This is a genomic window from Nocardia sp. NPDC052254 (assembly GCF_040679495.1).
Taxonomy (GTDB): Bacteria; Actinomycetota; Actinomycetes; order Mycobacteriales; family Mycobacteriaceae; genus Nocardia.
In genome coordinates this window covers 854,414-878,533 of the sequence record NZ_JBFAUW010000002.1, presented here as the reverse complement: position 1 = coordinate 878,533, position 24,120 = coordinate 854,414, and the positions used below count along the sequence as shown (strand labels likewise).

General features: G+C 68.3%; 21 protein-coding genes. 9 read left to right on the top strand and 12 right to left on the bottom strand.

Annotation, left to right across the window (positions count from 1 at the left end; genetic code table 11):
- Positions 1-28 precede the first annotated feature (28 nt).
- Genes AB0L57_RS08900 through AB0L57_RS08885 form a run of 4 tightly spaced genes read right to left on the bottom strand, consistent with a single transcriptional unit; the run spans position 29 to position 6,535 of the window.
- On the bottom strand, positions 29-2,071 hold the full coding sequence (locus AB0L57_RS08900) for a biotin carboxylase N-terminal domain-containing protein (protein WP_364959113.1): 2,043 nt from the start codon (positions 2,069-2,071) through the stop codon (positions 29-31).
- 8 nt (positions 2,072-2,079) lie between these two features.
- Complete coding sequence (locus AB0L57_RS08895) at positions 2,080-3,678, bottom strand: carboxyl transferase domain-containing protein (RefSeq protein WP_364959111.1); 1,599 nt, start codon at positions 3,676-3,678, stop codon at positions 2,080-2,082.
- Positions 3,675-4,823, bottom strand: coding sequence for an acyl-CoA dehydrogenase family protein (locus tag AB0L57_RS08890; protein WP_364959109.1), 1,149 nt, complete (start codon positions 4,821-4,823; stop codon positions 3,675-3,677). The genes AB0L57_RS08895 and AB0L57_RS08890 overlap by 4 nt, the downstream gene beginning before the upstream one ends.
- Positions 4,820-6,535: an acyclic terpene utilization AtuA family protein gene (locus tag AB0L57_RS08885; protein ID WP_364959107.1), complete on the bottom strand. Its 1,716-nt coding sequence runs from the start codon at positions 6,533-6,535 to the stop codon at positions 4,820-4,822. Before AB0L57_RS08885 ends, AB0L57_RS08890 begins: the two co-directional genes overlap by 4 nt.
- Before the next feature lie 225 nt (positions 6,536-6,760).
- Between AB0L57_RS08885 and AB0L57_RS08880 the strand changes: the two genes are divergently transcribed.
- The 3 genes from AB0L57_RS08880 to AB0L57_RS08870 all read left to right on the top strand — a co-directional run bounded on the left by AB0L57_RS08880 (position 6,761) and on the right by AB0L57_RS08870 (position 9,001).
- A complete protein-coding gene (locus AB0L57_RS08880; RefSeq protein WP_364959105.1) occupies positions 6,761-6,913 on the top strand; it encodes a hypothetical protein in 153 nt (50 codons plus the stop codon).
- Between the two features lie 134 nt (positions 6,914-7,047).
- Entirely contained in the window at positions 7,048-8,178 is a 1,131-nt protein-coding gene (locus tag AB0L57_RS08875) for a serine hydrolase domain-containing protein (RefSeq protein ID WP_364959104.1), read from the top strand.
- Between the two features lie 37 nt (positions 8,179-8,215).
- Complete coding sequence (locus AB0L57_RS08870) at positions 8,216-9,001, top strand: MerR family transcriptional regulator (protein ID WP_364959102.1); 786 nt, start codon at positions 8,216-8,218, stop codon at positions 8,999-9,001.
- Between the two features lie 24 nt (positions 9,002-9,025).
- On the opposite strand, the gene AB0L57_RS08865 is transcribed toward AB0L57_RS08870, so the two are convergent.
- Positions 9,026-10,192: a Cmx/CmrA family chloramphenicol efflux MFS transporter gene (locus AB0L57_RS08865; RefSeq protein ID WP_364959100.1), complete on the bottom strand. Its 1,167-nt coding sequence runs from the start codon at positions 10,190-10,192 to the stop codon at positions 9,026-9,028.
- A gap of 405 nt (positions 10,193-10,597) precedes the next feature.
- On the opposite strand from AB0L57_RS08865, the gene AB0L57_RS08860 reads away from it, so the two are divergent.
- Both AB0L57_RS08860 and AB0L57_RS08855 read left to right on the top strand, forming a co-directional pair.
- Entirely contained in the window at positions 10,598-11,449 is an 852-nt protein-coding gene (locus tag AB0L57_RS08860; RefSeq protein ID WP_364959098.1) for an alpha/beta hydrolase, read from the top strand.
- Positions 11,450-11,553: 104 nt separating this feature from the next.
- Positions 11,554-12,162: a lytic polysaccharide monooxygenase auxiliary activity family 9 protein gene (locus tag AB0L57_RS08855; protein WP_364959096.1), complete on the top strand. Its 609-nt coding sequence runs from the start codon at positions 11,554-11,556 to the stop codon at positions 12,160-12,162.
- A gap of 26 nt (positions 12,163-12,188) precedes the next feature.
- Here AB0L57_RS08855 and AB0L57_RS08850 read toward each other — a convergent pair whose 3' ends face one another.
- The 6 genes from AB0L57_RS08850 to thiO form a co-directional block, all read right to left on the bottom strand.
- Complete coding sequence (locus tag AB0L57_RS08850; protein ID WP_364959353.1) at positions 12,189-12,953, bottom strand: adenylate/guanylate cyclase domain-containing protein; 765 nt, start codon at positions 12,951-12,953, stop codon at positions 12,189-12,191.
- A gap of 644 nt (positions 12,954-13,597) precedes the next feature.
- Positions 13,598-14,359, bottom strand: coding sequence for an ABC transporter permease (locus AB0L57_RS08845; protein WP_364959095.1), 762 nt, complete (start codon positions 14,357-14,359; stop codon positions 13,598-13,600).
- Entirely contained in the window at positions 14,359-15,330 is a 972-nt protein-coding gene (locus AB0L57_RS08840) for an ABC transporter ATP-binding protein (protein WP_364959093.1), read from the bottom strand. The genes AB0L57_RS08845 and AB0L57_RS08840 overlap by 1 nt, the downstream gene beginning before the upstream one ends.
- Positions 15,331-15,449: 119 nt before the next feature.
- Positions 15,450-16,208 (bottom strand): thiazole synthase, encoded by a 759-nt coding sequence (locus AB0L57_RS08835; protein WP_364959351.1) that lies wholly within the window; start codon positions 16,206-16,208, stop codon positions 15,450-15,452.
- A gap of 4 nt (positions 16,209-16,212) precedes the next feature.
- Complete coding sequence (thiS, locus tag AB0L57_RS08830; RefSeq protein ID WP_364959091.1) at positions 16,213-16,437, bottom strand: sulfur carrier protein ThiS; 225 nt, start codon at positions 16,435-16,437, stop codon at positions 16,213-16,215.
- Positions 16,434-17,543, bottom strand: coding sequence for a glycine oxidase ThiO (gene thiO, locus AB0L57_RS08825; RefSeq protein WP_364959089.1), 1,110 nt, complete (start codon positions 17,541-17,543; stop codon positions 16,434-16,436). Before thiO ends, thiS begins: the two co-directional genes overlap by 4 nt.
- A gap of 157 nt (positions 17,544-17,700) precedes the next feature.
- Here thiO and thiE point away from each other — a divergent pair, with 157 nt between their 5' ends.
- On the top strand, positions 17,701-18,411 hold the full coding sequence (gene thiE / locus AB0L57_RS08820; protein WP_364959087.1) for a thiamine phosphate synthase: 711 nt from the start codon (positions 17,701-17,703) through the stop codon (positions 18,409-18,411).
- Between the two features lie 12 nt (positions 18,412-18,423).
- On the opposite strand, the gene AB0L57_RS08815 is transcribed toward thiE, so the two are convergent.
- On the bottom strand, positions 18,424-19,224 hold the full coding sequence (locus AB0L57_RS08815) for an NUDIX hydrolase (protein WP_364959085.1): 801 nt from the start codon (positions 19,222-19,224) through the stop codon (positions 18,424-18,426).
- 149 nt (positions 19,225-19,373) lie between these two features.
- On the opposite strand from AB0L57_RS08815, the gene AB0L57_RS08810 reads away from it, so the two are divergent.
- The 3 genes from AB0L57_RS08810 to AB0L57_RS08800 are packed head-to-tail and all read left to right on the top strand — an operon-like array spanning position 19,374 to position 24,109.
- Positions 19,374-20,732, top strand: coding sequence for a hypothetical protein (locus AB0L57_RS08810; RefSeq protein WP_364959083.1), 1,359 nt, complete (start codon positions 19,374-19,376; stop codon positions 20,730-20,732).
- A gap of 17 nt (positions 20,733-20,749) precedes the next feature.
- Positions 20,750-21,718, top strand: coding sequence for a glutamate ABC transporter substrate-binding protein (locus AB0L57_RS08805; protein ID WP_364959349.1), 969 nt, complete (start codon positions 20,750-20,752; stop codon positions 21,716-21,718).
- 3 nt (positions 21,719-21,721) lie between these two features.
- Positions 21,722-24,109, top strand: a complete 2,388-nt coding sequence (locus tag AB0L57_RS08800) for a tetratricopeptide repeat protein (protein WP_364959081.1) — start codon at positions 21,722-21,724, stop codon at positions 24,107-24,109.
- The last annotated feature ends 11 nt before the right edge of the window (positions 24,110-24,120 follow it).

The following is a 24,120-nucleotide window of genomic DNA, read 5'->3' as shown; positions in this document are numbered from 1 at the left end:
CTGCGATCGGAAGCTGTTGCGCTGCTGTTCATTCGGGCGCGTCGGGTGCGTGGACGACGGCCAGGACGGCCCCGACCTCCACCTGCTGGCCGGCGGCCACATTCAATTCGGTGAGCACGCCGTCGGCAGGCGCCGCGATGGTGTGCTCCATCTTCATGGCCTCCAGCCACAGGATCGGCTGGCCCTTCACGACGGTGCTACCGATCTCGGCGCCCAGCCGGATCACCGATCCGGGCATCGGCGCCAGCAGCGAGCCCTCGGCGACCTGATCGGCCGGATCGGAGAAGCGTGGCAGTTTGCGCAGCGATACCGGCCCCAGCGGCGAATCCACCGTCACCAGATCGCCGTAGCGGCCGATCTCGAACCGCCGCCGCACCGCACCGCGCGCACCCGCAACACTCAGCACCACGACATCCGGTGTGGCCTCGATCAATGCGAGACCGTCGTGTCCCTCGACACTCAGGCCCGTACGAGTGAGCCGATAGCGCACCTCGTGGACGCCCGAATGGCGGCTCTCGTAGGACTTGCTCTGCGCCTGCGACGGCAGATTGCGCCAGCCACTGGGCAGCCCGCCACCGATCCGCGCCCGCGTCCGGTTCGCGGCCGCATCGGCCACCGCCGCCGCCACGATCGACAGCGCCTCATCGGATTCGGAAACCAGAGATGCGGAGAGGTTCTCCAGGCCGTGGGTCGTGAAGAACGCGGTATCGGTGTCACCGGCCAGGAAGGCGGGATGCCGCAGCACCCGGACCAGCAGATCGCGGTTGGTGACCAGACCGTGGATCCGAGCTCGCTGCAACGCCGTCGCCAGCAGATGCGCCGCTTCCGCACGGGTATCGGCGTGGGAGATGACCTTCGCCAGCATCGGGTCGTAGAACACCCCGACCACCGAACCGTCCACCACACCGGAGTCCAGTCGCAGCCCCGGCTCGGTCAGCACCGTGAATTCGGCGGTACCCGAGGCGAATTCGATGCGATGCACCGGTCCGCTCTGCGGCTGCCAGTCCTGTGCGGGGTCCTCGGCGTAGAGCCGCACCTCGATCGAGTGCCCGCGCATCGGCGGCGGGGTCTGCGGCAGCCGGTAGCCCTGCGCCACCTGCAGCTGCAGCCGGACCAGGTCCAGTCCGGTGGTGCATTCGGTGACCGGATGTTCCACCTGCAGCCGGGTGTTCATCTCCAGGAAGAAGAAGTCGCCCTGCTCGTCGGCGAGGAATTCGACCGTGCCGGCGCCCTCGTATCCGATGGCCTCCGAGGCCAGACGGGCCGCGTCGAACAGCCGCTCGCGCATGGATGAGATCCGCTCGACCAGCGGTGAGGGGGCCTCCTCGACCACCTTCTGATGCCGCCGCTGAATCGAGCATTCGCGCTCGCCCACCGACCAGACCCGGCCGTGGGTGTCAGCCATCACCTGGACCTCGATATGGCGGCCGGTTTCCAGATAGCGTTCGCAGAACACCGTCGGATCGCCGAAGGCCGATTCCGCCTCGCGACGGGCCGCGTCGATCTGGTCGTCGAGCTGGGAGAGTTCGCGCACCACCCGCATACCGCGCCCGCCCCCACCGGCGGATGCCTTGATCAGCACCGGGAGCATATCCGCGGTGACCTCGGCCGGGTCGAGCTGCTTCAGCACCGGAACACCGGCGGCATCCATCATCTTCTTCGACTCGACCTTCGAGCCCATCTGCTCGATGGCCGCGACCGGCGGGCCGATCCAGACCAGCCCGGCCGCCTGCACCGCCCTCGCGAATTCCGCGTTCTCGGACAGGAATCCGTAGCCGGGGTGGACCGCGTCGGCGCCGGCCGCGAGGGCCGCCTCGATGATCAGCTCGGCGCGCAGGTAGGTCTCGCCGGGCGTATTGCCGGGCAGCCGGATCGCCGCGTCGGCCTCGGCCACATGCGGCGCTGTCGCATCCGCGTCGGAGTACACCGCGGTCGTCGCGATACCCATCCGCCGGCAGGTCGCGAACACCCGCCGGGCGATCTCCCCGCGATTGGCGACCAGGACATTCGTGATCGCTCGACTCGTCACCCGATCGTCACCGGTCCCGGAACCGCTCGGCGATGCAGTCATATCGGTCCTCACATCCGGAAGACGCCGAAGCCCTCGGCGCCCTCGATCGGGGAATTGTGGATGGCGGACAACGCCATTCCCAATACCGTGCGGGTGTCGCGGGGGTCGATGACGCCGTCGTCGTAGAGCCGGCCCGACATGAACATCGGCAGCGATTCCGCCTCGATCTGCGCCTCGATCATCGCGCGCATTCCCTTGTCGGCTTCCTCGTCGAACGGCATACCCCTCGACTCGGCGGCGGCGCGGCCGACGATGGAGATCACACCGGCCAGCTGGGCGCCGCCCATGACCGCGGATTTCGCACTGGGCCAGGCGAAGACGAAGCGCGGATCGTAGGCCCGGCCGCACATACCGTAGTGGCCCGCCCCGTAGGAAGCGCCCATCAGCAGCGAGATGTGCGGCACCTTCGAATTCGACACCGCGTTGATCATCATCGCGCCGTGCTTGATGATGCCCTTCTGCTCGTACTCCTTACCGACCATGTACCCGGTGGTGTTGTGCAGGAACAGCAGCGGCGTATCGGATTGGTTGGCCAGCTGGATGAACTGCGCGGCCTTCTGCGCCTCTTCGGAGAACAGCACACCGCGGGCATTGGCGAGGATGCCGATCGGATAGCCGTGCAGCTCGGCCCATCCCGTGACGAGACTCGAACCGTAGAGCGGCTTGAACTCGTCGAAATCGGAGCCGTCCACCACCCGGGCGATGACTTCGCGCGGATCGAACGGGATCTTCAGATCGGTGGGGACGATGCCCAGTAGCTCCTCGGAATCGTGCAGCGGCTCGATCACCTCGGCGCGGGGCGCCGGGCCCTTCTTGCTCCAGTTCAGCCGGCGCACGATGGACCGGCCGATCCGGATGGCGTCCTGCTCGTCGGCGGCCAGAAAGTCCGCCAGACCCGAGGTGCGCGCGTGCATTTCGGCGCCGCCGAGCGATTCGTCGTCGGATTCCTCACCGGTGGCCATCTTCACCAGCGGGGGACCGCCGAGGAACACCTTGGAGCGCTCCTTGATCATGACCGTGTAGTCGGACATACCGGGAATGTAGGCCCCACCCGCTGTGGAGTTTCCGAAAACCAGTGCGATGGTGGGAATTCCGGCCGCAGACAAGCGGGTCAGGTCGCGGAACATCCGGCCGCCCGGCACGAAGACTTCCTTCTGCGTGGGCAGATCGGCACCGCCGGACTCGACGAGCCCGATCACCGGGAGCCGGTTCTCCAGCGCGATATCGTTCATGCGCAGGTTCTTGCGCAGCGTCCACGGATTCGAGGTGCCGCCGCGCACGGTCGGATCCGGCGCCACGATCATGCATTCGACACCCTCGACGATGCCGATACCGGCGATGACACTACCGCCGACGTGGAACTCGCTGCCCCACGCCGCCAGCGGCGCCAACTCCAGGAACGGCGAATCCTCGTCGATGAGCAGTTCGATCCGCTCACGCGCGGTCATCTTGCCGCGCTTGCGATGCCGGGCCATCTTGTCCGGACCGCCACCGGCGATGTTCTTGGCGTATTCCGCCTCGACCTCGGCCAGTTTCTCGGTCATGGCCTCGGCCGCGGCCTGGTAGCCGGCCGAATTCGGGTCTATGGATGTGCGCAATGTGCTCAAGATCGGAACCCCAATCGCTTGGCCGCGAGGCTGGTCAGGATTTCGCTGGTACCACCGCCGATGCCGAGGATGCGGACATCGCGGTAGTGCCGCTCGACCTCGGATTCCCGCATGTAGCCCAGCCCGCCGAACAGCTGAACCGCTTGGTGGGCAACCCATTCGGCGGTCTCGACGGCGGTGTTCTTGGCGAAGCAGACCTCGGCGATCAGATCGGTCTCGCCGTCGGCGGCCCGCTCGGCCACATGCCGGGTGTACACCCGGGCGACGTCGATGCGTCGGGCCATCTCCGAGAGCGTGTTCTGCACGGCCTGGCGGCTGATCAGGGGCCGGCCGAAGGTCTCGCGATCGCGGCACCAGGCCAGCGTGAGGTCGAGACAGCGCTGGGCGTGGCCGTAAGCCTGCACCGCCAGCCCCACCCGCTCGCTGACGAAGGCCTGGGCGATCTGCGCGAAGCCGGAGTTCTCCGCACCCACCAGATTCGAGACCGGCACTCGCACATCCACATACGACAGTTCGGCGGTGTCGGAGGCCAGCCAGCCCATCTTCTCCAGCTTGCGGCTCACGGTGAAGCCGGGCCGGTCCTTCTCGACCAGCAGCAACGACACTCCGGACGCACCGGGACCACCCGTGCGCACGGCGGTCACGACGTAGTCGGCGCGCACACCGGAGGTGATGAACGTCTTCGACCCGTTGACCACGTATTCGTCACCGTCGCGCACGGCACCGGTGGTGAGGTGACCGACATCGGAGCCACCGCCCGGTTCGGTGATCGCCAGCGAGCCGATCTTCTCGCCCGCCAGGGTGGGCTTCACCCAGTTCTCGATCAGCTCCGAGTCACCGGTGGCCGCCATGTGCGGCACCGCGATTCCGCAGGTGAACAGGGAGGCGAACAGGCCGCCGGAGCAACCCGCGTAGTGCATCTCCTCGGCCACGACCGCGGCATCGATACCGTCGCCGCCGGCGCCGCCGACCGCCTCCGGGAACTGGATGCCGAGCAGGCCCAGGGCACCGGCCTTCTTGTGCAGTTCCCGCGGGATCTCCCCGGCCCGCTCCCAGTCGTCCAGATACGGCAGCACCTCACGCTCGGCGAAACCTCTGACGGTCGAACGCAATTCACGCCGCTCGGGCGTATCCCAGACGCTCACGGTAGCAACTCCACTGGTATGTCGATGTGTCGGGATCGCAGCCATTCGCCGAGTCCCTTGGCTTGTGGATCGAATCGGGCCTGGTAGGCGACGCCGAGTCCGAGCAGGTCCTCGATGATGAAGTTCACCGCCCGCAGATTCGGCAGTACGTGCCGGGTGACGGTCAGCTTCGCGGTCTCCGGCAGCAGCGCCTTCAGCTCGTCGACGGTGAGCGTGTGCACGAGCCAGCGCCACTGTTCGTCGGTGCGCACCCAGACGCCGATATTGGCGTTACCGCCCTTGTCACCACTGCGCGCCATGACGATGGAGCCCAGCGGCACACGGCGGGTTTCGCTGTGCGGCAGCGGTTCCGGAAGGTCGGGGGCGGGCACCTCGGCCAGTTCGGCGGTCGGCGCGGCAGGCGCCACGGCGACTTCGGAGCCGTCCGGCAGGACCACGGCATGCGCGACCTCGCCCGCGTCGACGTAGCCCGCGGTGAACACCCCATAGGGGGACCCGTTTCCAGGCGGTGAGGTCAGCGTGAAGCCGGGATAACTGGCCAGCGCCAATTCGACCGCGACACTGGAGAACACGCGTCCGACCTTGTTCGGATCGGGATCACGGACCACACAGCGCAGCAGTGCGCTGGCCTGTTCCTCGGTGTCGGCATCGGGCCGGTCCAGCCGCGACAACGACCAGTCCAGTTCGGCCGGGCGCACCGGGAGCCAGCTCTCCAGCTGTCGTTGCGCCAGTTGAGCTTTGGCCTCGATGTCGAGTCCGGTCAGCACGAAGGTCATCTCGTTGCGGAAGCCGCCGATGGTATTCAGCGACACCTTCAATCGCGGCGGCGGCGCCTCACCGGTGACCCCGCTGATCAGTACCCGGTCCGGTCCGTCGGCGGCGAGCCGGATACTGTCCAGCCGCGCGGTGACATCGGGTCCGGCATAGCGGGCACTCTGGATCTCGTACATGAGCTGCGCTTCGACCGTGTCGACGGTGACCGCGCCACCCGTGCCGTCGTGTTTGGTGATGACGCTGCTGCCGTCGCGGCGCACCTCGGCGAGGGGGAATCCCGGCCGACCCAGGTCCCCGAGTTCGGTGAAGAACGCGAAATTGCCGCCGGTGGCCTGGGTTCCGCATTCGATCACATGGCCCGCCACGACCGCACCGGCGAGTGCGTCGAAATCGTCTCGGGCCCAGCCGAAGTGCGCGGCGGCGGGACCGACCACCAGCGCGGCGTCGGTGACCCGGCCGGTGACGACGATATCGGCCCCGGCGTTCAACGCCTCGGCGATACCCCATGCGCCCAGATAGGCGTTGGCGGTCAGCGGGGTTCCGAGCCCCAGTTCCTGTGCGCGCGGCAGCAGATCGTCACCGTGCACGTGGGCGATCCTCACCGCCGAGCCGAGCTTCGCCGCGAGCTCACCGACGCGCTGCGCCAGCCCGGCCGGATTGAGTCCTCCGGCATTCACGACGATCCGCACACCGCGCTCGACCGCGAGACCGAGCGTGTCCTCGAGTTGCCGGACGAAGGTCTTGGCATACCCCAGCGCCGGATCCTTCATCCGATCGCGCCCCAGGATCAGCATGGTCAATTCGGCGAGATAGTCCCCGGTGAGCACATCGAGCCGCCCGCCTTCGAGCATCTCGCGCATGGCGCTCGCCCGGTCACCGTAGAACCCGGAACAGTTACCGATCCGGAGGACTTCCGGATCGGAGCCCAGACTGGTCATCTGCGCGGCGCCTCCTCCTGCGACGTGGCTACCGCAGCACCTGCGCTGCGTCGCGTTCCAGGGTCACATCGGGGCCATAAAAAATCAAGCCTGCGTGCTTGTTAATTGGCGAACCCGCAGGTGAACCACGGCGCGGCTGCCGAAATACCGTTCGACTCGACCACCGAGAGCACCACCACGCAGGCCGGTGCGCAGCGACGCCCGGCCGCCGGGCAAGATGACGGGGTGTCCAATTCCATTGTTGTCGTCTTCCTGCTGGCACTGGCCGGATTCCTGGTCGGCGGCGCCTTCACGATGTGGAAGAACAGTCGCGTGATGGCGGCGATTCTGGGCGTGTGCGCGGTACTCGCCGTCGTGGGCGCGATCGCCTGGTGGTGACGGGCCGCCTGGGCCACCGACGCGGCCCAATCGAGTGACTCAGATCACTGTTGAGGTTGACCTTGGGTCAGGGTGCACGCTCATCGCATCGGCACGACGAGCGCCGAGCACCACAGACTCGAGGAGCACAAGCCATGTCCATCGACCCGACCGAACCCAATCGCCCGGAACTGCAGCGGGCCCTCGAGGGCATCGTCGAATCCGGCATCACCGGTATCACGCTGCGTGTGCGTGACGAGCGAGGCGAGTGGACCGGCAGCGCCGGAGTCGCCGAGCTCGGCGCGACGGCGACGCCGCCCGTCGACGGTCACGTCCGGATCGGCAGCAATACCAAGACCTTCGTCGCGACGCTGGTGCTGCGGCTCGTGGACGAGGGCAGGATCGAACTCGATACCCCGGTCGCGGAGTACCTGCCCGAGTTCGGGTTCGACCAGCGGATCACCGTGCGAATGTTGTTGCAGCACACCAGCGGCGTGTTCAACTTCACCGGTGAGTACTACCCCGACGGGTCGGTCGTCACAGGAATCCCCGCGACCCCGGCCGGGAAGGAATGGGTGGACAACCGGTTCCACACCTACCGGCCCGCGGAGCTGGTGGAGCTGGCCCTGTCCAAGCCGGCGCGGTTCGAGCCGGGGACCGACTGGAGTTACTCCAACACCAATTACGTCATCGCCCGGCTGTTGATCGAGAAGGTCACCGGCCGCTCGTTCGCCGAGGAGGCACAGCGGCTGATCATCGAGCCGCTCGGGCTGACCGAGACCGCCACACCGAGCAGCGAGACCGACATCGCCGAGCCGCACGCGCACGCGTACTACCGGTACGACGATGCGGGGCAGGAGAAGACGGTCGACGTCACCAGCCACAACCCATCCTGGATCTCGAGCGGCGGTGACATGATCTCGACCAGCGCGGACCTGGCCACATTCATCTCCGCGCTGGTGAGCGGGAAACTCCTCCCGGCCGAGCTGCTGGCTCAGATGTACGCCGCGCGCCCCACCGGCATCCCGGGGATGGACTACGGCCTGGGCGTGTTCGTGCAACACATCGGCGACGGTGACACCGTGATCACCCACAACGGCGGCGCGGCCGGTCACGCGGCGCTGATGTTCAGCACGCCCGACGGCAGCAAAATCCTGTCCGCCACACTGAACTACATCGACGATGCCGCGATGTCGATGGCCGTGCCGTTCCAGCAGGCGACCCAGCGACTCGTCGCCGAGGTGTTCCGTGGCGGGCGCACCGATCCGGCCCAGTCGGCGGCCTGATCGACGGGCACGTTCGAGCACGAGGCAGGCTGAGCGGATGAACACCGGTGTCACGATCGGGCAAGCGGCCGCATTTGTCGGCGTCACCGTCAAGACGGTGCGGCACTATCACAAACTCGGCCTGGTCGCCGAGCCCGAGCGTGACAGTTCCGGTTACCGGCGGTACGGATCGGCCGAGCTGCTGCGGCTGGTCCAGGTCCGGACGCTGGCCGGGGCGGGTGTGCCGCTGGCCGAGATCGCACCGCTGCTCGATGCCGATGCCGAGTCCTTCGCCGACACGCTCACCCTCGTCGAGCGGCAGATCACCGCGCAGATCGTGGAGCTGACCGCGCGCCGCGAGACACTCCGCCGGCTCGCCGACGGCAATCGGGCACTGCTGCCCGACCGCGCCGTGGCCCTGCTGGAACGCATGCCCGGACTCGGCTTCGGCCCGGACGAGGTGACGGCCGCGCGGGAAGGCTTGGTCCTGGCGAAAGCCCTTGTCCCCGAGGGTTTCGACGACTACCTCACCCATGTCGAGCCGGCCATGCGAGACCCCCGGTTCGTCGCCCTGAGCACACGCGCCGCCGAAGCCGCGACCTGGGCCCCCGACGATCCCCGCATCGATGAACTGGCCACTGCCATGGCCGACCACTACCTCGCCAATCCCGCTCAACTGAAGATCGTGACCGGCCTGCAGGCTCCCACCGAGGGCGCTGCCCGATACCGGATGATCGCCAACCAACGCGGTGAGCAGGCACCGGCCGCCGCTCGGCTGACCAGGCTCGTCGAAGCCAAACTCCGCTCGGCGGGCATCCACATTCCCCGGCCACACACGCACTGACCGGACAGCCCGGCGCGGCGCCGGTCAGCGGGCATTTTCCAGGTCCCTGGGCGCTAGCACCCGCAACAACGGCAATGCGACGACCACGGCGAGGCCCGTCGACGCTGCCGCCAGCCACACCGGCATCAGCTCACCGGCCGCGATGGTCGCCGCTGCGATCGCCGGTCCGGCCGCGGCTCCGATATTGAGTGCGGCAGTCGCATACGAGCCACCCATCGCCGGGGCGCCGGCGGCCGCGTAGAGCACTCGGGTGATCAGTGTGCTCCCCACGGCAAAAGCCAAGGCGCCCTGGACGAATACGAGGCCGAGCAGCGCCGCCGGATGCGCGGCGAGCAGCGCGAGCGCGACCCATCCCAGCATCAGCGCGGGACCGCCGACAGCGATGATCGGGCCGGGATACCGATCGGAGAGCCGCCCCGCGGCCGTGACACCGACGAAGGATCCGATGCCGAACAGCACCAGCGCCGCGGAGATCCACCAATCGCCGAGACCGGCGATGTCGGTGACGATCGGCGCCAGGAAGGTGAACACGGCGAACGTGGCGCCGTTGACCAGCGCGCCGAGCAGCATCGCGAACAACAACCGCGGCATCCGGAGTTGAGCGAGTTCGAACCGGATCGAGAAATCCCCGGCCGCCGCGTCGGCCGATCGGCCCGGAACACCGAGGGCGATGCCCAGCGCAGCGGGAACACACAGCAGCGCGATCGCCCAGAAGGTCGCCCGCCAGCCCAGTGCGGTACCGAGCAGGGCTCCGGCCGGGACACCGGCGACGGTGGCGATCGTCGTACCGGACAGCAGGATGGCCAGCGCCCGGCCCTTCCGATCCGGGGGAGCGAGTTCGGCCGCGGTGCTCAGCGCGACCGCCAGAAATCCGGCGGCGGCCACGGCCGCCACCATGCGAGTTCCGAAGAGCGCCGCGAACATCGGCGTGACGGCACCGACGACATGACAGAGCGCGAACACGACTACGCAGCCGATCAGCGTGGTCCTGGGCGCCCACCGGCGAGCAAGCGCGGCCATCGCCGGTGCGCCGACGACCATCCCGACCGCGAACGCCGAGGTGAGCAAACCGGCGGTCCCGATCGGCACATCGAGATCGGTGGCGATATCCGGTACCAGCCCGGCGAGCATGAATTCCGAAGTGCCCATGGCGAAGACAGCCGAGGCAAGCAGATGGAGAGCAAAAGGCATCGAGGACTCCGAGGAGAGAGAACGAACAGAAGCCGTCTCGTCACCACGGTCAGCCCCGAGCGTGGCCAGCGGACCGCCCACGCGGAAGCGACAGGCGGGAAGGCGGAGAACTCAGTGATTCAGGGGCTGACGGTGTGACCGAAAGCCCCCCACTCTGGATGCCTCGGGGCTCGACATGACTGTCATCCTAACGGTGAGTGTCAACCTGGCATCGACAGAATTCGGTCCGCGCTGGTACCGAAGCCGATCGGGCACCCGCGGCGATCGAAACCGTTGCGCCGCAGGTCGGCGATGAGGGATCATTGACGTGCGGCGACGCCGGCAACTTCGTGAACACCCGAGTGCAGTTCGTTCTCACCTGCTCGATATCTGTCATGGTCATCCATACCTTCGGGAAGGTTTGTCATGAACGATGCGATCGATCAGTTCGCCGAACTGTCCGAGGTCAGGATGTGTTACCGCGACGAGGGTGATCCGTCGGGGGAACCACTGCTGCTGATCACGGGCCTCAATTCGCAGTTGATCCATTGGCCGCAGGAACTCGTCGACGATCTCGGCGCCCGCGGATTCCGGGTCATTCGCCCCGACAATCGCGACAGCGGTCTGACCGAATGGAAGGTCACGCCCAGTCAGTACTTCCTGCGAGCCATCGCGCGCGACGCGATGGAACTGCTCGATCACCTCGGAATCGCGGAGGCGCATGTCGTCGGCGCCTCGATGGGCGGAATGGTCGCCCAGCTGGTCGCGATCGAATACGCACCGCGGGTGCGCTCACTGTGCTCGATCATGAGCACTCCGCATTTCAGCATCGGGATGCCGCACAGCGCGGTACTCGAAGAGCTGACCAGTCCCCTGCCCTCGAATCGTGAGGAAGCGATCGCGCAGATGGTCGCCCTCTACACCCTGATCGGTTCGAAGACCTACGCCGAGCGCGAGCGGGACCGGCGTTACGCACTGGCCGCCCGGGCCTATGACCGAGCTCGTCACCCACAAGGCGCGATCCGCCAGACGACGGCGGCGCTGATCGCTCCGGACCGGACGAGCAGGCTCCGGCAGCTCGAGGTGCCGGCACTCGTCATCCACGGCTCCGAGGATTCGCTCATCAGGATCGCCGGTGGCGAAGCGACCCACGCGGCGATCCCCGGATCGGCGTATCTGCCGTTCGACACGATGGGCCATGACCTGCCCGGACCGCTGCTCGATCTCATCATCGCGGCCATCGCCGACAACGCGGCCCGCCGCCCGGCAGTCGTGTAGTCCCACGTCACGTCGGCAGCCTGACAACAGTCACTTCCCGACCGATCGGACGGTGTTGGCCGATGCTCATCTCGTCCCCGCGGCCGCGTGTGACGGTAGCCGGTGTGCACGAGTGGATCGCCTACGAGCTGGAAGCGATGAAATTCTTCCCCGCCACGCAGGGCGGTCTGACCGATCGATACCGGCCCGAGGATCAGCCCAGTGACAGCATCCCCGGCCGGCAGATCCCCGATGGGCGCATCGCCAGTGCCGGTCGCGGCGATGCGCGCAACCTGGACAGACCCGGCTCGTCGACCTGGACCGCGAACCTCATCGAGCCGGGAGCGTCGATCACCATCCGATGGTCGACCCGCGCGACGCACAAGGTCCGGCGCTTCAACTACTTCTGTACGCATCCGCAGTGGAACCCGGAGGAGCCGCTGTCACGCAGGCACTTCCATCAAGCGCCCCTCGACCCGGTCGTTCCCGACAACCGCCTCGGATACATCCCCGCCGACGCATGCCGCCCGTTCACCACATTCGCGTCAACGGTGCCGAACTACTGGGACCCCGACTCCTTCAAACCCTTCGCGGACGGCGGTATGACGGCCGCCGATCTCTCCCACACCATCACGCTGCCCGATCGCCTGGGTTATCACGTGCTGCTGGGAGTCTGCGAGGTCGCGGACACCGGAATGGCGTTCTACACCGTGGTCGACATGAACATCGGCTGACTGACCGGCCCCCGGTCCGGCGGGGGCTAGTCCCCCGCCAACCGGAATATCCGCATCCCTTCCGGCACCCCGTTGAGCGGGGCGGCGAACATACTGCGCCGATAGGGCTTGGCGGTCACCTCGAGGTCGGCCAGCGTGCTCGGTTCCAGCGCCTCCAGTGCCGTCTCCGAGATCATCGTGTTGCCGTTGCCGCCGGCCTCCATCACCCGCGCGGCGACGGTGACGTCCACTCCGAGCCAGTCGCCGCCGATTTCGCGTGGGCTACCGGTGTGCAAACCGGCTCGCATGCGCGGATGATAGCCCTGGACCTGCACCTTCTCCAGATTGCGTTTCGCGGTGAGGATGGCACGGACCGCACTGTCCGGGGAGGCGAAGACCGCCATCACCCCATCACCCATGCGCTTGACGACCTGACCGCCACGGTCGACGATCGGCGGTTCGATCGCGACGGCGACGCGACGCAGTAGCTCGAGGGTCGCCTCGTCACCGGCCGACAACGACCAGCGTGAAAAGGACACCAGATCGGTGAACAGGATCGTCACATCCTGGCTGCCCTTACCGCGGCCCACCCGCTCCAGCATGGCCTGCCAGACCTGGAGCGCGCCCAGGCCGAGCTCCTTGGCAGCACTGGGGGAATCTCCCACGATCTTGTCGGCGGCACGCGCCACCGCACGGGCACCCCCCGGACCGGACAACGACAGCGGATCACCGAAGGCGGGATCGCCGGGCAGATTCTCCCGGGCCCGGCGAATGACACCGATGACATCGGCCCGCTGATTGGCCGCCGACATCAGCGAAGACAGTTGTGCGGCCCGCAACCGCCCGGACGGCCGGCGACGCCCATCCGCGGCCGCGGCCAGGGCCTCGAAGTCCTCGACGAGGATCTCCGAGTCGGGATCCACGACCGGCCCGACATCGACGATTTCGGGCATTTCGGCAGGTACGGGCGTGGTGTCCGGATCGGCCTCACGGCCGGCACCGAGTCCTCGACCGGTGCGGCGCGCACCGGATCCTTTGCGGCGCGTCCCCGAACCGCCGGGACCGGCTGTGCGGGACGATTTTTCACCGTCGCCGGAGGATTTGTCGCTCACGTCCCGAGCGTAGCCAATGATCGCCACCTGACACCTCCCGATCGGACGGAGCGGGCACAACGGTGGGTCCGCCGATGGATAACGTGCAAGTTGCGTGGCCGATGCTACCGATTCACCGTGCCGTCCGAAAGATGCGGATGCCCTGTTCACACAGGGTTTGCATACATAACACCGGCCCGCTGCGCCGGCTGGGCGAGCAGCCGTGCAGCGGGCCGGTGGTCGGCGCGTTCACCGGGCAGTGGTGAACGCGACAGCAGTCCCCCGACAGGACCGCCCTCCCGCCCCGGAGTAGCGAGGGTGAGCTTTGTCTCCGGGACGAGCAGGTCTCGAGATTTCCTGATCTGTCAGGCGTCGCGGCGATCGGTCACGACCAGTGCGGCGCCGAAGACCACCGCGGTGAACACGAGGAAGTAGATCAACCCGCCCCACGGACCCCAGTGCCAGCTCGACGAGGACGCGGAACTGTCGTCGATGAAGTGGTCCATGTTGGCGAAGGGCAGGAACGGCGTCACATTGCGGCCGAAGGATCCGAAACTGCCGAGCAGTGTCTCGATCAGCAAGGGCCACAACACGATCAGTGAGATCGCCGCCGCCGACTGCCGCACCAGCGCGCCCACGCCGACCGCCAGCACCACACCCAGGAAGGCGTAGATCGCGGTGCCGTAGAGCGCGCGCCAATCGATTTCCGAACTCAGGCTCATCTGCAGCCCGGCGTCACCGGACAGCGGCTTGGCGATCGCATAGGCCACCAGCGCCAGCACGAAGGTCAGCACCGCGGCGTAGACCCCGCTCAGCAGCGCCTTCGTGGTCAGTACCAGCGCGCGGTTCGGGGTGGCCTGGAATGTGGAGCGAATGATCCCGAAGCGGTATTCGCTGGTCACGGTCAACGCGGCCATGATCATCAGGACCATGACGCCGAAACCACGGACCCCGGCGACCGCGCCGGCCGTGGTCATCAGGGTCTCGCCCTCCTTGCCCACGCTGGCCTTCGACACCGCGGCGAACAACGCGGCCAGCCCGATGCCGAGCACGACCACGATGGCCGAGCACCACCAGGGCGAGCGGGTGGTGGTGAGTTTGATTCGTTCCGCTGCGACGATTCCCATTACAGCGCACCTCCCATGACCTGACCGGCGGCTTCACCGTGGTACTGCACCGCACCTCCGGTCATCCGCATGAACGCCTCCTCGAGCGACGCGTGCTGCGGCGCGAGCTCGAACAGGGTGATGCTGTTGGCACCGGCCAGTTTGCCGATGGCATCGCTGGTTTCGCCGACGACGACCAGGGCAGCGGCCGCATCGGTGGCGGCGGCCGTCTCCGGATCACCGGCGCTGCCGTCCTCGCGCACCGTCATTCCGTTCGAGGTGAGCAGGCTGCGCAGTTCATCGAGTTGCGGACTACGCACGCGCACGGTCGATTCCGAGGATTTCGCGATGAAATCCTTGGTGTCGGTATCGGCGATGAGCCGGCCGCGGCCGATGACCACCAGATGGTCGGCGGTCTGCGCCATCTCCGACAGCAGATGGCTCGACACCAGAACCGTGCGGCCCTCGGCGGCCAGCTTCTGCATGAAGCGCCGGATCCACAGGATGCCCTCGGGATCGAGACCGTTCACCGGCTCGTCGAACAGCAGCACCGGCGGATCGCCGAGCAGGGTCGCCGCCAGCCCGAGCCGCTGCGACATACCGAGGGAGAACCCGCCGGCCTTCTTGTTCGCGACCTCGGTCAGCCCGACCAGGTGCAGCACCTCGTCGACCCGTGTGGCGGGAATGTCGTTCGATGCCGCCAGCCAGCGCAGATGTGAGCGCGCCGACCGGTTCGGGTGCACCCACTTCGCATCCAGCAGGGCGCCCACCGAGCGCAACGGATTCTTCAGTTGCCGATAGGCCAGTCCCTCGATGCGGGCGGTACCCGCGGTGGGCCGGTCCAGCCCCAGAATCATCCGCATCGTCGTCGACTTACCGGCGCCGTTCGGGCCAAGAAACCCGGTCACCTTGCCGGGGGTGACCGTGAACGACAGGTCATCGACGGCGACGGTGGCACCGTAACGCTTGGTGAGACCTCTGCATTCGATCATGTGCACCAGTCTCGCCGAGAAATCGCCCGGACACTATCGCTCACAGGTCGCGAGTCGAGGTCATCCTTGTGGATGACTGTCATCCTGGAGATCCCCGGTGGGTACCCCGAGCCCGGCCCTCACACCGCCGGCGAGGACGCCTGAGCCCAGAACCGCTTGGGGATACGTCCGGCGTGGCGGGCCAGATATCCGGCCTGTACCGCGGCCGCCATCGCCGAGGCCATCCGCGCGGGATGCCGGGCCCGGGTGACGGCGGTGGCCAGCAGCACCGCCGAACAGCCCAGCTCCATCGCCAGCGCGGCATCGCTGGCGGTCCCGATACCGGCATCGAGGATCACCGGAACACCCGCGGCCTCGACGATCATCTCGATGTTGTGCGGATTCCCGATGCCCAGCCCGGTGCCGATCGGCGCGCCCAGCGGCATCACCGCCACACAGCCGGCATCCTCGAGCCGCCGCGCCAGCACCGGATCATCGGTCGTGTAGGGCAACACCACGAAACCGTCATCCACCAATTGTTCTGCGGCGGAGACCAATTCGATCGCGTCGGGAAGCAGGGTCCGTTCGTCGGCGATGACCTCGAGTTTCACCCAGTCGGTCTCCAGCGCCTCGCGGCCCAGCTGTGCGGTGAGCACCGCCTCGGCCGCCGTGCGGCAGCCCGCGGTATTGGGCAGCGGCGCGATGTCCAGCCGTTTGAGCAGGTCCAGCACGCCGGTACCGCCCGCGGCGTCGACGCGGCGCATGGCGACCGTGGTCAATTCCGTACCGGAGGCGACCAGGGCCTCCTCGAGTACCGCGAGATTCTCCGCACCGCCGGTGCCCATGATCAGCCGGGAGCCGAACTCCCGATCGGCGATCCGCAGTGGTTCGGTCAGCATCGGATCAGCCACCCTGCACCGCCGTGAGCACCTCGATCTGCCAGCCGCGCCCGACCGGCTCGTCCCAGCGGCCCTTCGGGAACAGCGCGCCGTCCACCGCCAGTGCCACACCGCGGCACGGCAATTCGAGCCGCTCGAGCAATTCGCGCACCGACAGCGGCTCGGCGAATTCGTGTTCGACGCCGTTCACGGTGACGGCGACGGGGATGACCTTCGGTTCAGCGGTCACTGGATACCTCCTGATGATGATGCGGCACCGGCACTTTCGCCGCCGGACGGGAAGCGTGCTGCGAAGCGCCGCGGATCGGCGGCTTTCGCCTCGGCCAGGGTGTCGCCGGCCAGCAGCGCCGCGACGGCGTCCACCGTGACAGGGACACCGAGAATGCCGTTGCGGCCGTGACCGGTGGCGGCCACCACCCGATCCGACAACCGGCCGATCAGCGGCAGATTGTCCGGCGTGCTGGGCCGCCCGCCCGCGGTCGCCTCCGACAGTTCGTACTCGCCCAGCGCGGGCCACACGGATTCGGCGTCGGCGATCAGATCCCGGACACCGGCAACGGTGACCGTGGTGTCGAAACCGGCCTCGTACTGGGTGGCACCGACCACCAGGCCCTCGGCCCGCGGCACCAGATAGATCGGACGACCGTGCACCCGCGCCCGGATCACCCGATGCGGCGGCGGTGGAGTCCCGGGACGGCGGCGCAAACGCAGGATCTCGCCCTTGACCGGCCGCACCGGTAGGTCCCACAGCCGCGCACTGCCCGAGCCCGCGGCCAGCACGATCTGATCGTGCCCGAGTTCTTCCACAGCGCGCACCGCTTCCGCCCGGATGTGCACACCGGCCTGTTCACACCCGCGCCGCAGGGCGTCGACCAGGAGTCGGTTGTCCACGGCCGGTTCGCCGGTGGCCAGCAGACCTGCCCGGACCGTGCGCGACAGCCCCGTCTCCGCGGCACGGACGCCCGCGCGGTCGAGGACCCGCATGTCATGGCCGTGGCCGCCGCAGAAATCGGCGATGGTCCGCAGGTCGGCGGCATCGGCGGCGTCCAACGCCAGGGTCAGCGTCTGATCTGCCACGAAGACGTCCACCCCGGTCGCCGCGCGCAGCCGCGCGGCGAATTCCGGCCAGCGCCGCAATGACGCGGCGCCGAATGCGAGCAGATCGTCCTCCCCGGGCCAGCCCTCCGACAGCGGGGCGAGCATGCCGCCCGCCACCCAGGAGGCACCGGTACCGGCGGCCGGGTCGTAGATCGTCACCGACCAGCCCTGTTCGGCGGCGCGCCACGCCACCGCCAGCCCGATCACGCCCCCACCGACGACGGCCAGACTTCGCATCACTCCACCTCACTCGAACCCGACTCGCACGCAAACCGCCGACGCACAGCATCGGCACGGCCGCGACCGGGAGATCGGCGTTCCCGCGCGGCCGCCATCGCTGCGGGAATGCCCTCGTGTTTCGACTACCAACGGTAGCGCGGCTACCGTCGGACCTGTGCAACCGTCCCAACCGCATCGTCCGATCGCACCGCGCGAGCGCCTGAACTCGGCGCTGCTGTACCTGTGCACCGACGCCCGGCGCGATACCGGCGATCTGGCCGCCTTCGCCGAAGCCGCGCTCTCGGGCGGTGTCGACATCATCCAGCTGCGTGACAAGGGTTCGGCCGGTGAGGCCAAGTTCGGCCCGCTCGAAGCCGGGGCCGAACTGGGCGCGCTCGCGGAGTTGAAGTCCGCGGCCCGCCGGCACGGCGCCCTGGTCGCGGTCAACGATCGCGCCGATATCGCGCTGGCGGCGGGGGCCGACGTCCTGCATCTGGGCCAGGGTGATCTGCCGCCCTTCTACGCCCGGCAGATCGTGGGGCCGGATGTGGTGATCGGCCGCTCCACCCACAATCGCAATCAGGCGGGCCTCGCGGTGGTCGACGAGAACATCGATTACTTCTGCACCGGCCCGGTCTGGAACACCCCGACCAAGCCCGGCCGCACCGCGGCGGGTATCGATCTGGTGCGATCCACCGCGGATTCGCATCCGAGCCGGCCGTGGTTCGCCATCGGCGGCGTCGACAGCGAGCGGCTGCCCGAGGTGCTGGCGGCGGGGGCCGGCCGAATCGTGGTGGTGCGGGCGATCACCGCGGCCCGTGATCCACAGACGGCGGCCCGCGCGCTCAAGCAGCGGCTGCTGGACAACGCCGCCCGCGACACCTGAACGGACCGGTGCTCAGTTCAACAGTTGATCCAGGGTCAGTACCAGCAGGTGGTCGGCAGTATCGGTTCCGTTGACATCCCGGACGATTCGTACCGTGGGCCGGGTCGGGCCGGAAGCGGCGGGCTCGTCGATTCCGGTCGGCGTTCCCACTGGCCGATCGGTGGCGCGGTGGCCCGATCCGTCTCCGTCGACAGCCCTCTCATCCGCGGCGGCGAGGGGTTCTCGTCGAGCGGCGGCCTCGTGCGCGGCGACCGCGTCCAGCCAGAAGAATCCGCGTTCGGCCAGGTCCACGGTGCGGGGCAGCGATGCCGCGATGGCCTCCGCCTCGGCGATCCCGTCGAGCTCCAGCCGGGCGGCCGCCGCGCGCAATTCGGGCCAGGCTGCCGCGAAGCCTGGATGCAGCGGATGGTCGTCGACCTCCTCCTCGGGCACCCAGGCCAATTCGGCGCTCTCCTTGTTCGCGACGGTCCGCAGGGTTTCCGGAACGTCGGCGACCACCGTCGTGTAGGTCCAGCCGCTGGCGGCGGTACTGGTTACCCGGCTGCCTCGCACCCGAACCACATCGGGGGCAATTCCGGTTTCCTCCTGTGCTTCTCGCACCGCGGCGTGCACGCTTGTCTCATGACTGTCGCGTGCACCACCGGGCAGTGCCCATGTTCCGCCCTGATGACTCCACGGCGCGCGATGCTGCAGCAACACCACCGCCCCGCCACCCGGCCTGGGCGCCCGCAACAACAGTCCGGCCGCACCGAACAGGCCCCACTGCCGCGTCCCATCGGGGCTCACCAGAAACCCGTCTCCGTCACCGCGCATACTCCGCCTCGTCCCGATCCGCGCCGGCAGCCCGATCCGCGCCGACCTCGTGGTAGCGCCGTCATGCCCGACACATGTCCAGCGATACCCGTACGACCACAATAAGCTCAGACCACACAATGCAACCCGGGGAACGAACGGAGGCGAGCATGGCTCGCACCGAGCTGCTGAGCCGGTTCGACCGGACCGCCGTACGGCGACGGCTGGACGCGACGGCGGTGCGGCGTCGGCTCGACGCGACCGATATGCGGGGGTTCGCCCGCTCCTCACCGGCCCGATTGATCGCGCTGGGGCTGGCATTGCTGGGGCTGTGCCTGCTGGCGGGGGCCATCACCTCCGCCGAGGTGGGCAACCGTCAGCACGCACTCGATCAACTGCTGAACGAGGCCGAGCCCGATGCCAATTCGGCCCAGCGCCTCTACACCTCGCTGTCGGTCGCCGATGCCGCCGCGGGCACCGCTTTCATATCCGGTGGGCTGGAACCGAAACCGGTCCGCGACCGCTATGACCAGGCGATCGGCGAGGCCGCGGCGGAGCTGGTGGCGCAGTCGAGCAATGCGGGTCCCCCCGGGGGCGCCGGCCTCGACACCGATACCCGGCTGCGCACGGGGATGGCGACCGAACTACCGGTCTACACGGGCCTGATCGAGACCGCACGGGCCAACAACCGCGAGGGCCATCCGGTCGGTGCCGCCTATCTCAGCGAGGCGTCGAATCTGATGCAGACGCGAATGTTGAAGATGGCACAGGAGTTGCAGGAGCATCGCTCCGCGGCGATCGCGGCGACCCAGCATCGCCACGTACGTCCGCCCTGGGCCGCGATCATCCTGCCGATCGTGGCGTTCGGCGCCTTGGTCGCCGGGCAGTTCTATCTGGCCCGCCGCTGGCGCCGGGTGCTCAATCCGGGTCTACTGGCCGCCTCGGCGATGTTGTTGCTCCTGCTGGCGTGGACGGTGACCGCGGGTTCGATATCGGCTGTCTCGACGATGTCGGGCCGGGACGATGGCGCCGTACCCGGCGCCGCGCTGACCGAGAGCCGCATCCTCGCCCAGCAGGCCCGCGCCGCGGAGACGCTGAAACTGGTGCGCCGTGACGCCAGTGGCGATTATGACCAGGCCTTCGATACCGCCATCGGTCGTCTCGACAAGTTGTTGTCCGACTATCCCGGCAGCGCACCGGGTTCCGGTGAGGTGCGGCGCGCGCACGATTCGCTGGCACGCTGGCGGACCGCCCATCAGCGCATGAACGACGCACTGGGCCGCGGTGACTTCCCGACCGCGTCGGCGGTGGCGATCGGCTCGGATCCGTCCCAGGCCAGCGCCGCCGTGGACACGCTGGACAACGCGCTGGCCGCGGGGATCTCCGATACCCGTAACAACCTGCGCGGCAATATCTCCGACGCCGCCCGGGCGCTGGACTTCCTCGCGCCGGGCGCGCTCACCCTGGCGGCCCTGGCGGCCGCGCTGGTGCTGGCGGGTCTGTGGCCACGGTTTCGGGAGTACCGATGAGCAGACGACTACTCACGATGCGATCGGCCCGGCTGGCGGCGATCGCCACGGCGCTGCTGATGATCGCCGGATGCGGTGGGACACCATCGGCGCCACACGGATCCGATTCCAGCGACTACACCGAACCACCGCTGCCCGCGAATGCCGTGGTCACCACGGCGGATTCGGCCCCCGCCGCGAATCCCGAACCGCAGTGCGGCGATCCGACGGCCAGTCTGCGCCCCACCGGTGCCGACCACGGTCCCATCCTCGATGCCATCCGCGCACGCGGCCGACTGCTCGTCGGCCTGGACCCGGGCAGCAATCTGTTCAGCTTCCGCGATCCGCTCAGCGGCACCCTCGCCGGATTCGATGTCGAGATCGCCACCGAGATCGCGCGCGACCTGTTCGGCGATCCGCGGCGCATCGAATATCGCATCCTCGGCTCGGCGGATCGTGAGAAGGCGCTGCAGGACCACACCGTCGACATCGTGGTGAAAACCATGACCGTCACCTGTGATCGGCGCCAGCGCGTCGACTTCTCGACCACCTATCTGATGTCGCACCAGCGGGTGCTCGCCGTGCGGGGTTCCGGTATCACGGGAATGGCCGATCTGGCCGGCAAGCGCGTGTGTGCCGTCGGCGGCACCACATCCCTGGACCGGCTGCGCCAGATCCGACCGCCGGCATCGATCATGACCGTGCCCACCTGGGCGGATTGCCTGGTGGTGCTGCAACAGCGCCAGGTCGACGCGATCAGCACCGACGACGCGATCCTGGCCGGTCTGGCCGCACAGGACCCCTATGCCGAGGTGGTGGGCTCCAACATCAGCGATGAGCCCTACGGTGTCGGAATCCCGAAAGGCAATGACGATATGGTTCGTTTCGTGAATGCCACCCTGCAGCGGTTGCGGACCGACGGGACCTGGAACCGGCTGTACGGGTACTGGCTGGCTCCCGCCCTCGGCCCCGCCGCCGGACCACCGGAACCGACCTATCGGGACTGATCCATGCCCGAACCCCAGGATCCGCCCGAATTCGACTATCCGCCGACGGCTTTCACCCCCGCTCCGGACGCCGCCGAGGAATCGACCCGGCCACAGGCCCGCCGCGACGCCGAACCGCCGGGCACCCAGCGCGGCCCCGCGCCCACGGCGGCAACGATTTTCACCGGACCGGGCACCGTGGCATCGCCGCAGTCCACCGGGCCGGGCACCGCGGCCTCGCCCGGCCCCGAGCACCCCGGCAGCGAACCGAGCCGGCCGTCCGGTCGCAGCGGGCGCACGGTGCGCACCCGTCCCACGAACCGCCGTCTGGGCGCCGGCCTGGTGCCGATCACCACGGTGCCGCAGCTGGATCCGCTGCAGGCGGTCCTGGCCGATCCGGTCGTCGCCGAGGGCCGTCGATACTGCTGGCGTTGCAGCCGGCCGGTGGGCCGCAGCACACCCGCGCAGGCCGCGAGTCCGGTCGGGATCTGCGAGAACTGCGGCGCACCTTATGATTTCCGCCCCTACCTGCGGCCCGGTGACAGTGTCCGCGACCAGTACGAGATCCAGGGCTGTATCGCACACGGCGGCCTGGGCTGGATCTATCTGGCCATCGACCGCAATGTCAGCGACCGCTGGGTGGTGTTGAAGGGCCTGCTGCACGGCGGTGACGCCGAGGCACAGGCGGTGGCGGTGGCCGAGCGCCAATACCTGGCCGAGCTCGCCCATCCCAGCATCGTCAAGATCCACAACTTCGTCGAACATCCGGGACCGGACGGGACCCCGATCGGCTACATCGTGATGGAGTACGTGGGCGGACGCTCACTGCGCGATCTGCTCGATTCCCGTCGCCCGCAGCGGCTGCCGGTACCCGAGGCACTGGCCTACGTGCTCGAGATCCTGCCCGCTCTCGAATATCTGCATTCGCTGGAGCTGGACTACAACGACCTCAAACCCGACAACATCATGGTCACCGAGGATCAGGTGAAACTGATCGATCTCGGCGCCGTGGCACCATTCGACTCCTACGGAAATCTGTACGGCACCAAGGGCTTCCAGGCTCCGGAGATCGCGCAGACCGGACCCACCGCGGCCACCGACCTCTACACCGTGGGCCGCACCCTGGCCGTGCTGACGGTGGACATGCCGATGGCGGGCGGCCGCTACCTGGACGGCATCCCGGATCCGGAATCCGAACCGATACTCGCCCGCCACGAATTCCTGCATCGACTGCTGCTCACCGCGACCGACCCCGATCCGGACCGCCGCTTCCACTCGGCGCGGGTGATGACCACCCAACTGGCGGGCGTGCTGCGCGAGATCCTGGCCACCGAGTCCGGCACCGAGCATCCACAGCTGTCCACAGTGTTCAGCCCTCCGCGTACCAGTTTCGGCACCGAGGAACTGATCGGTCAGACCGATGTGTACGCCGACGGCGTCGTGCGCGGGCGGAATCTGTCGGCGCACGCGATAGCCGCCGCACTACCGGTCCCCCTGATCGACCCCGGCGATCCGTCGGCCGCCCTGCTGGCCGGCACCGTGCACTCCGAACCCGAGCACGCTCTCGACGCGGTGCGCGACGCGCGCCGCCGGGCCGAATCCGCACCGGGCGGCGCACCGCCCGGGTTCGCCACCGAGAGCCTGCTGGCCGAGATCCGCATCCATCTCGATCTGGACGAAACCGTGGCGGCCCGAGATCTCCTGGACCGCATGGGTGATCACGATTGGCGCCGGCACTGGTTCCTCGGCCTCATCGCCCTGCGGGAACGGGATTACGAACGCGCCTACGCACGCTTCGACGAGGTACTCGCCGCGCTACCGGGCGAGATCGCACCCAAGCTGGCACTGGCCGCCACTGCGGAACTCGTTCTGCAACATTGGGATTCACCCGACCCCACCCAGTGGCGCGAGTATGCGGAGAAGTTCTACACGACGGTGTGGCGTACCGATCGCGGGGTGGTGAGCGCCGCATTCGGTCTCGCCCGGCAGCTGGCGGCCGACGACCGGGTCCCCGACGCGGTCGCCGCCCTGGACGAGGTGCCGGCCGCCTCCCGCCACTACACCGAGGCACGACTCACCGCGATCCTGCTGCTGCTCACCGCCCGATCGGTCGACGAGCTGACCGAATCCGATCTGTACGTCGCCGCGGACCGGCTACAGGCATTACCCACCGCCGAACACCGGGTCGCCCAGATGCGGGTGCTGATACTCGGCACCGCCCTGGCGTGGCTGCAGGCCGGCCACACCCCCGAGCGCGGCGCGACACTGTTCGGGAGATCGTTGCGCGAACGCGAACTACGGCGCGGGATCGAGTCCGGACTGCGCGGCCTCGCGCGCGGTGCGCCCGGCCGGGCGCACCGCTACGCCCTGATCGATCTGGCCAACGCCATACGCGCCAAGAGCTGGTTCTGATCCGAGAGCCG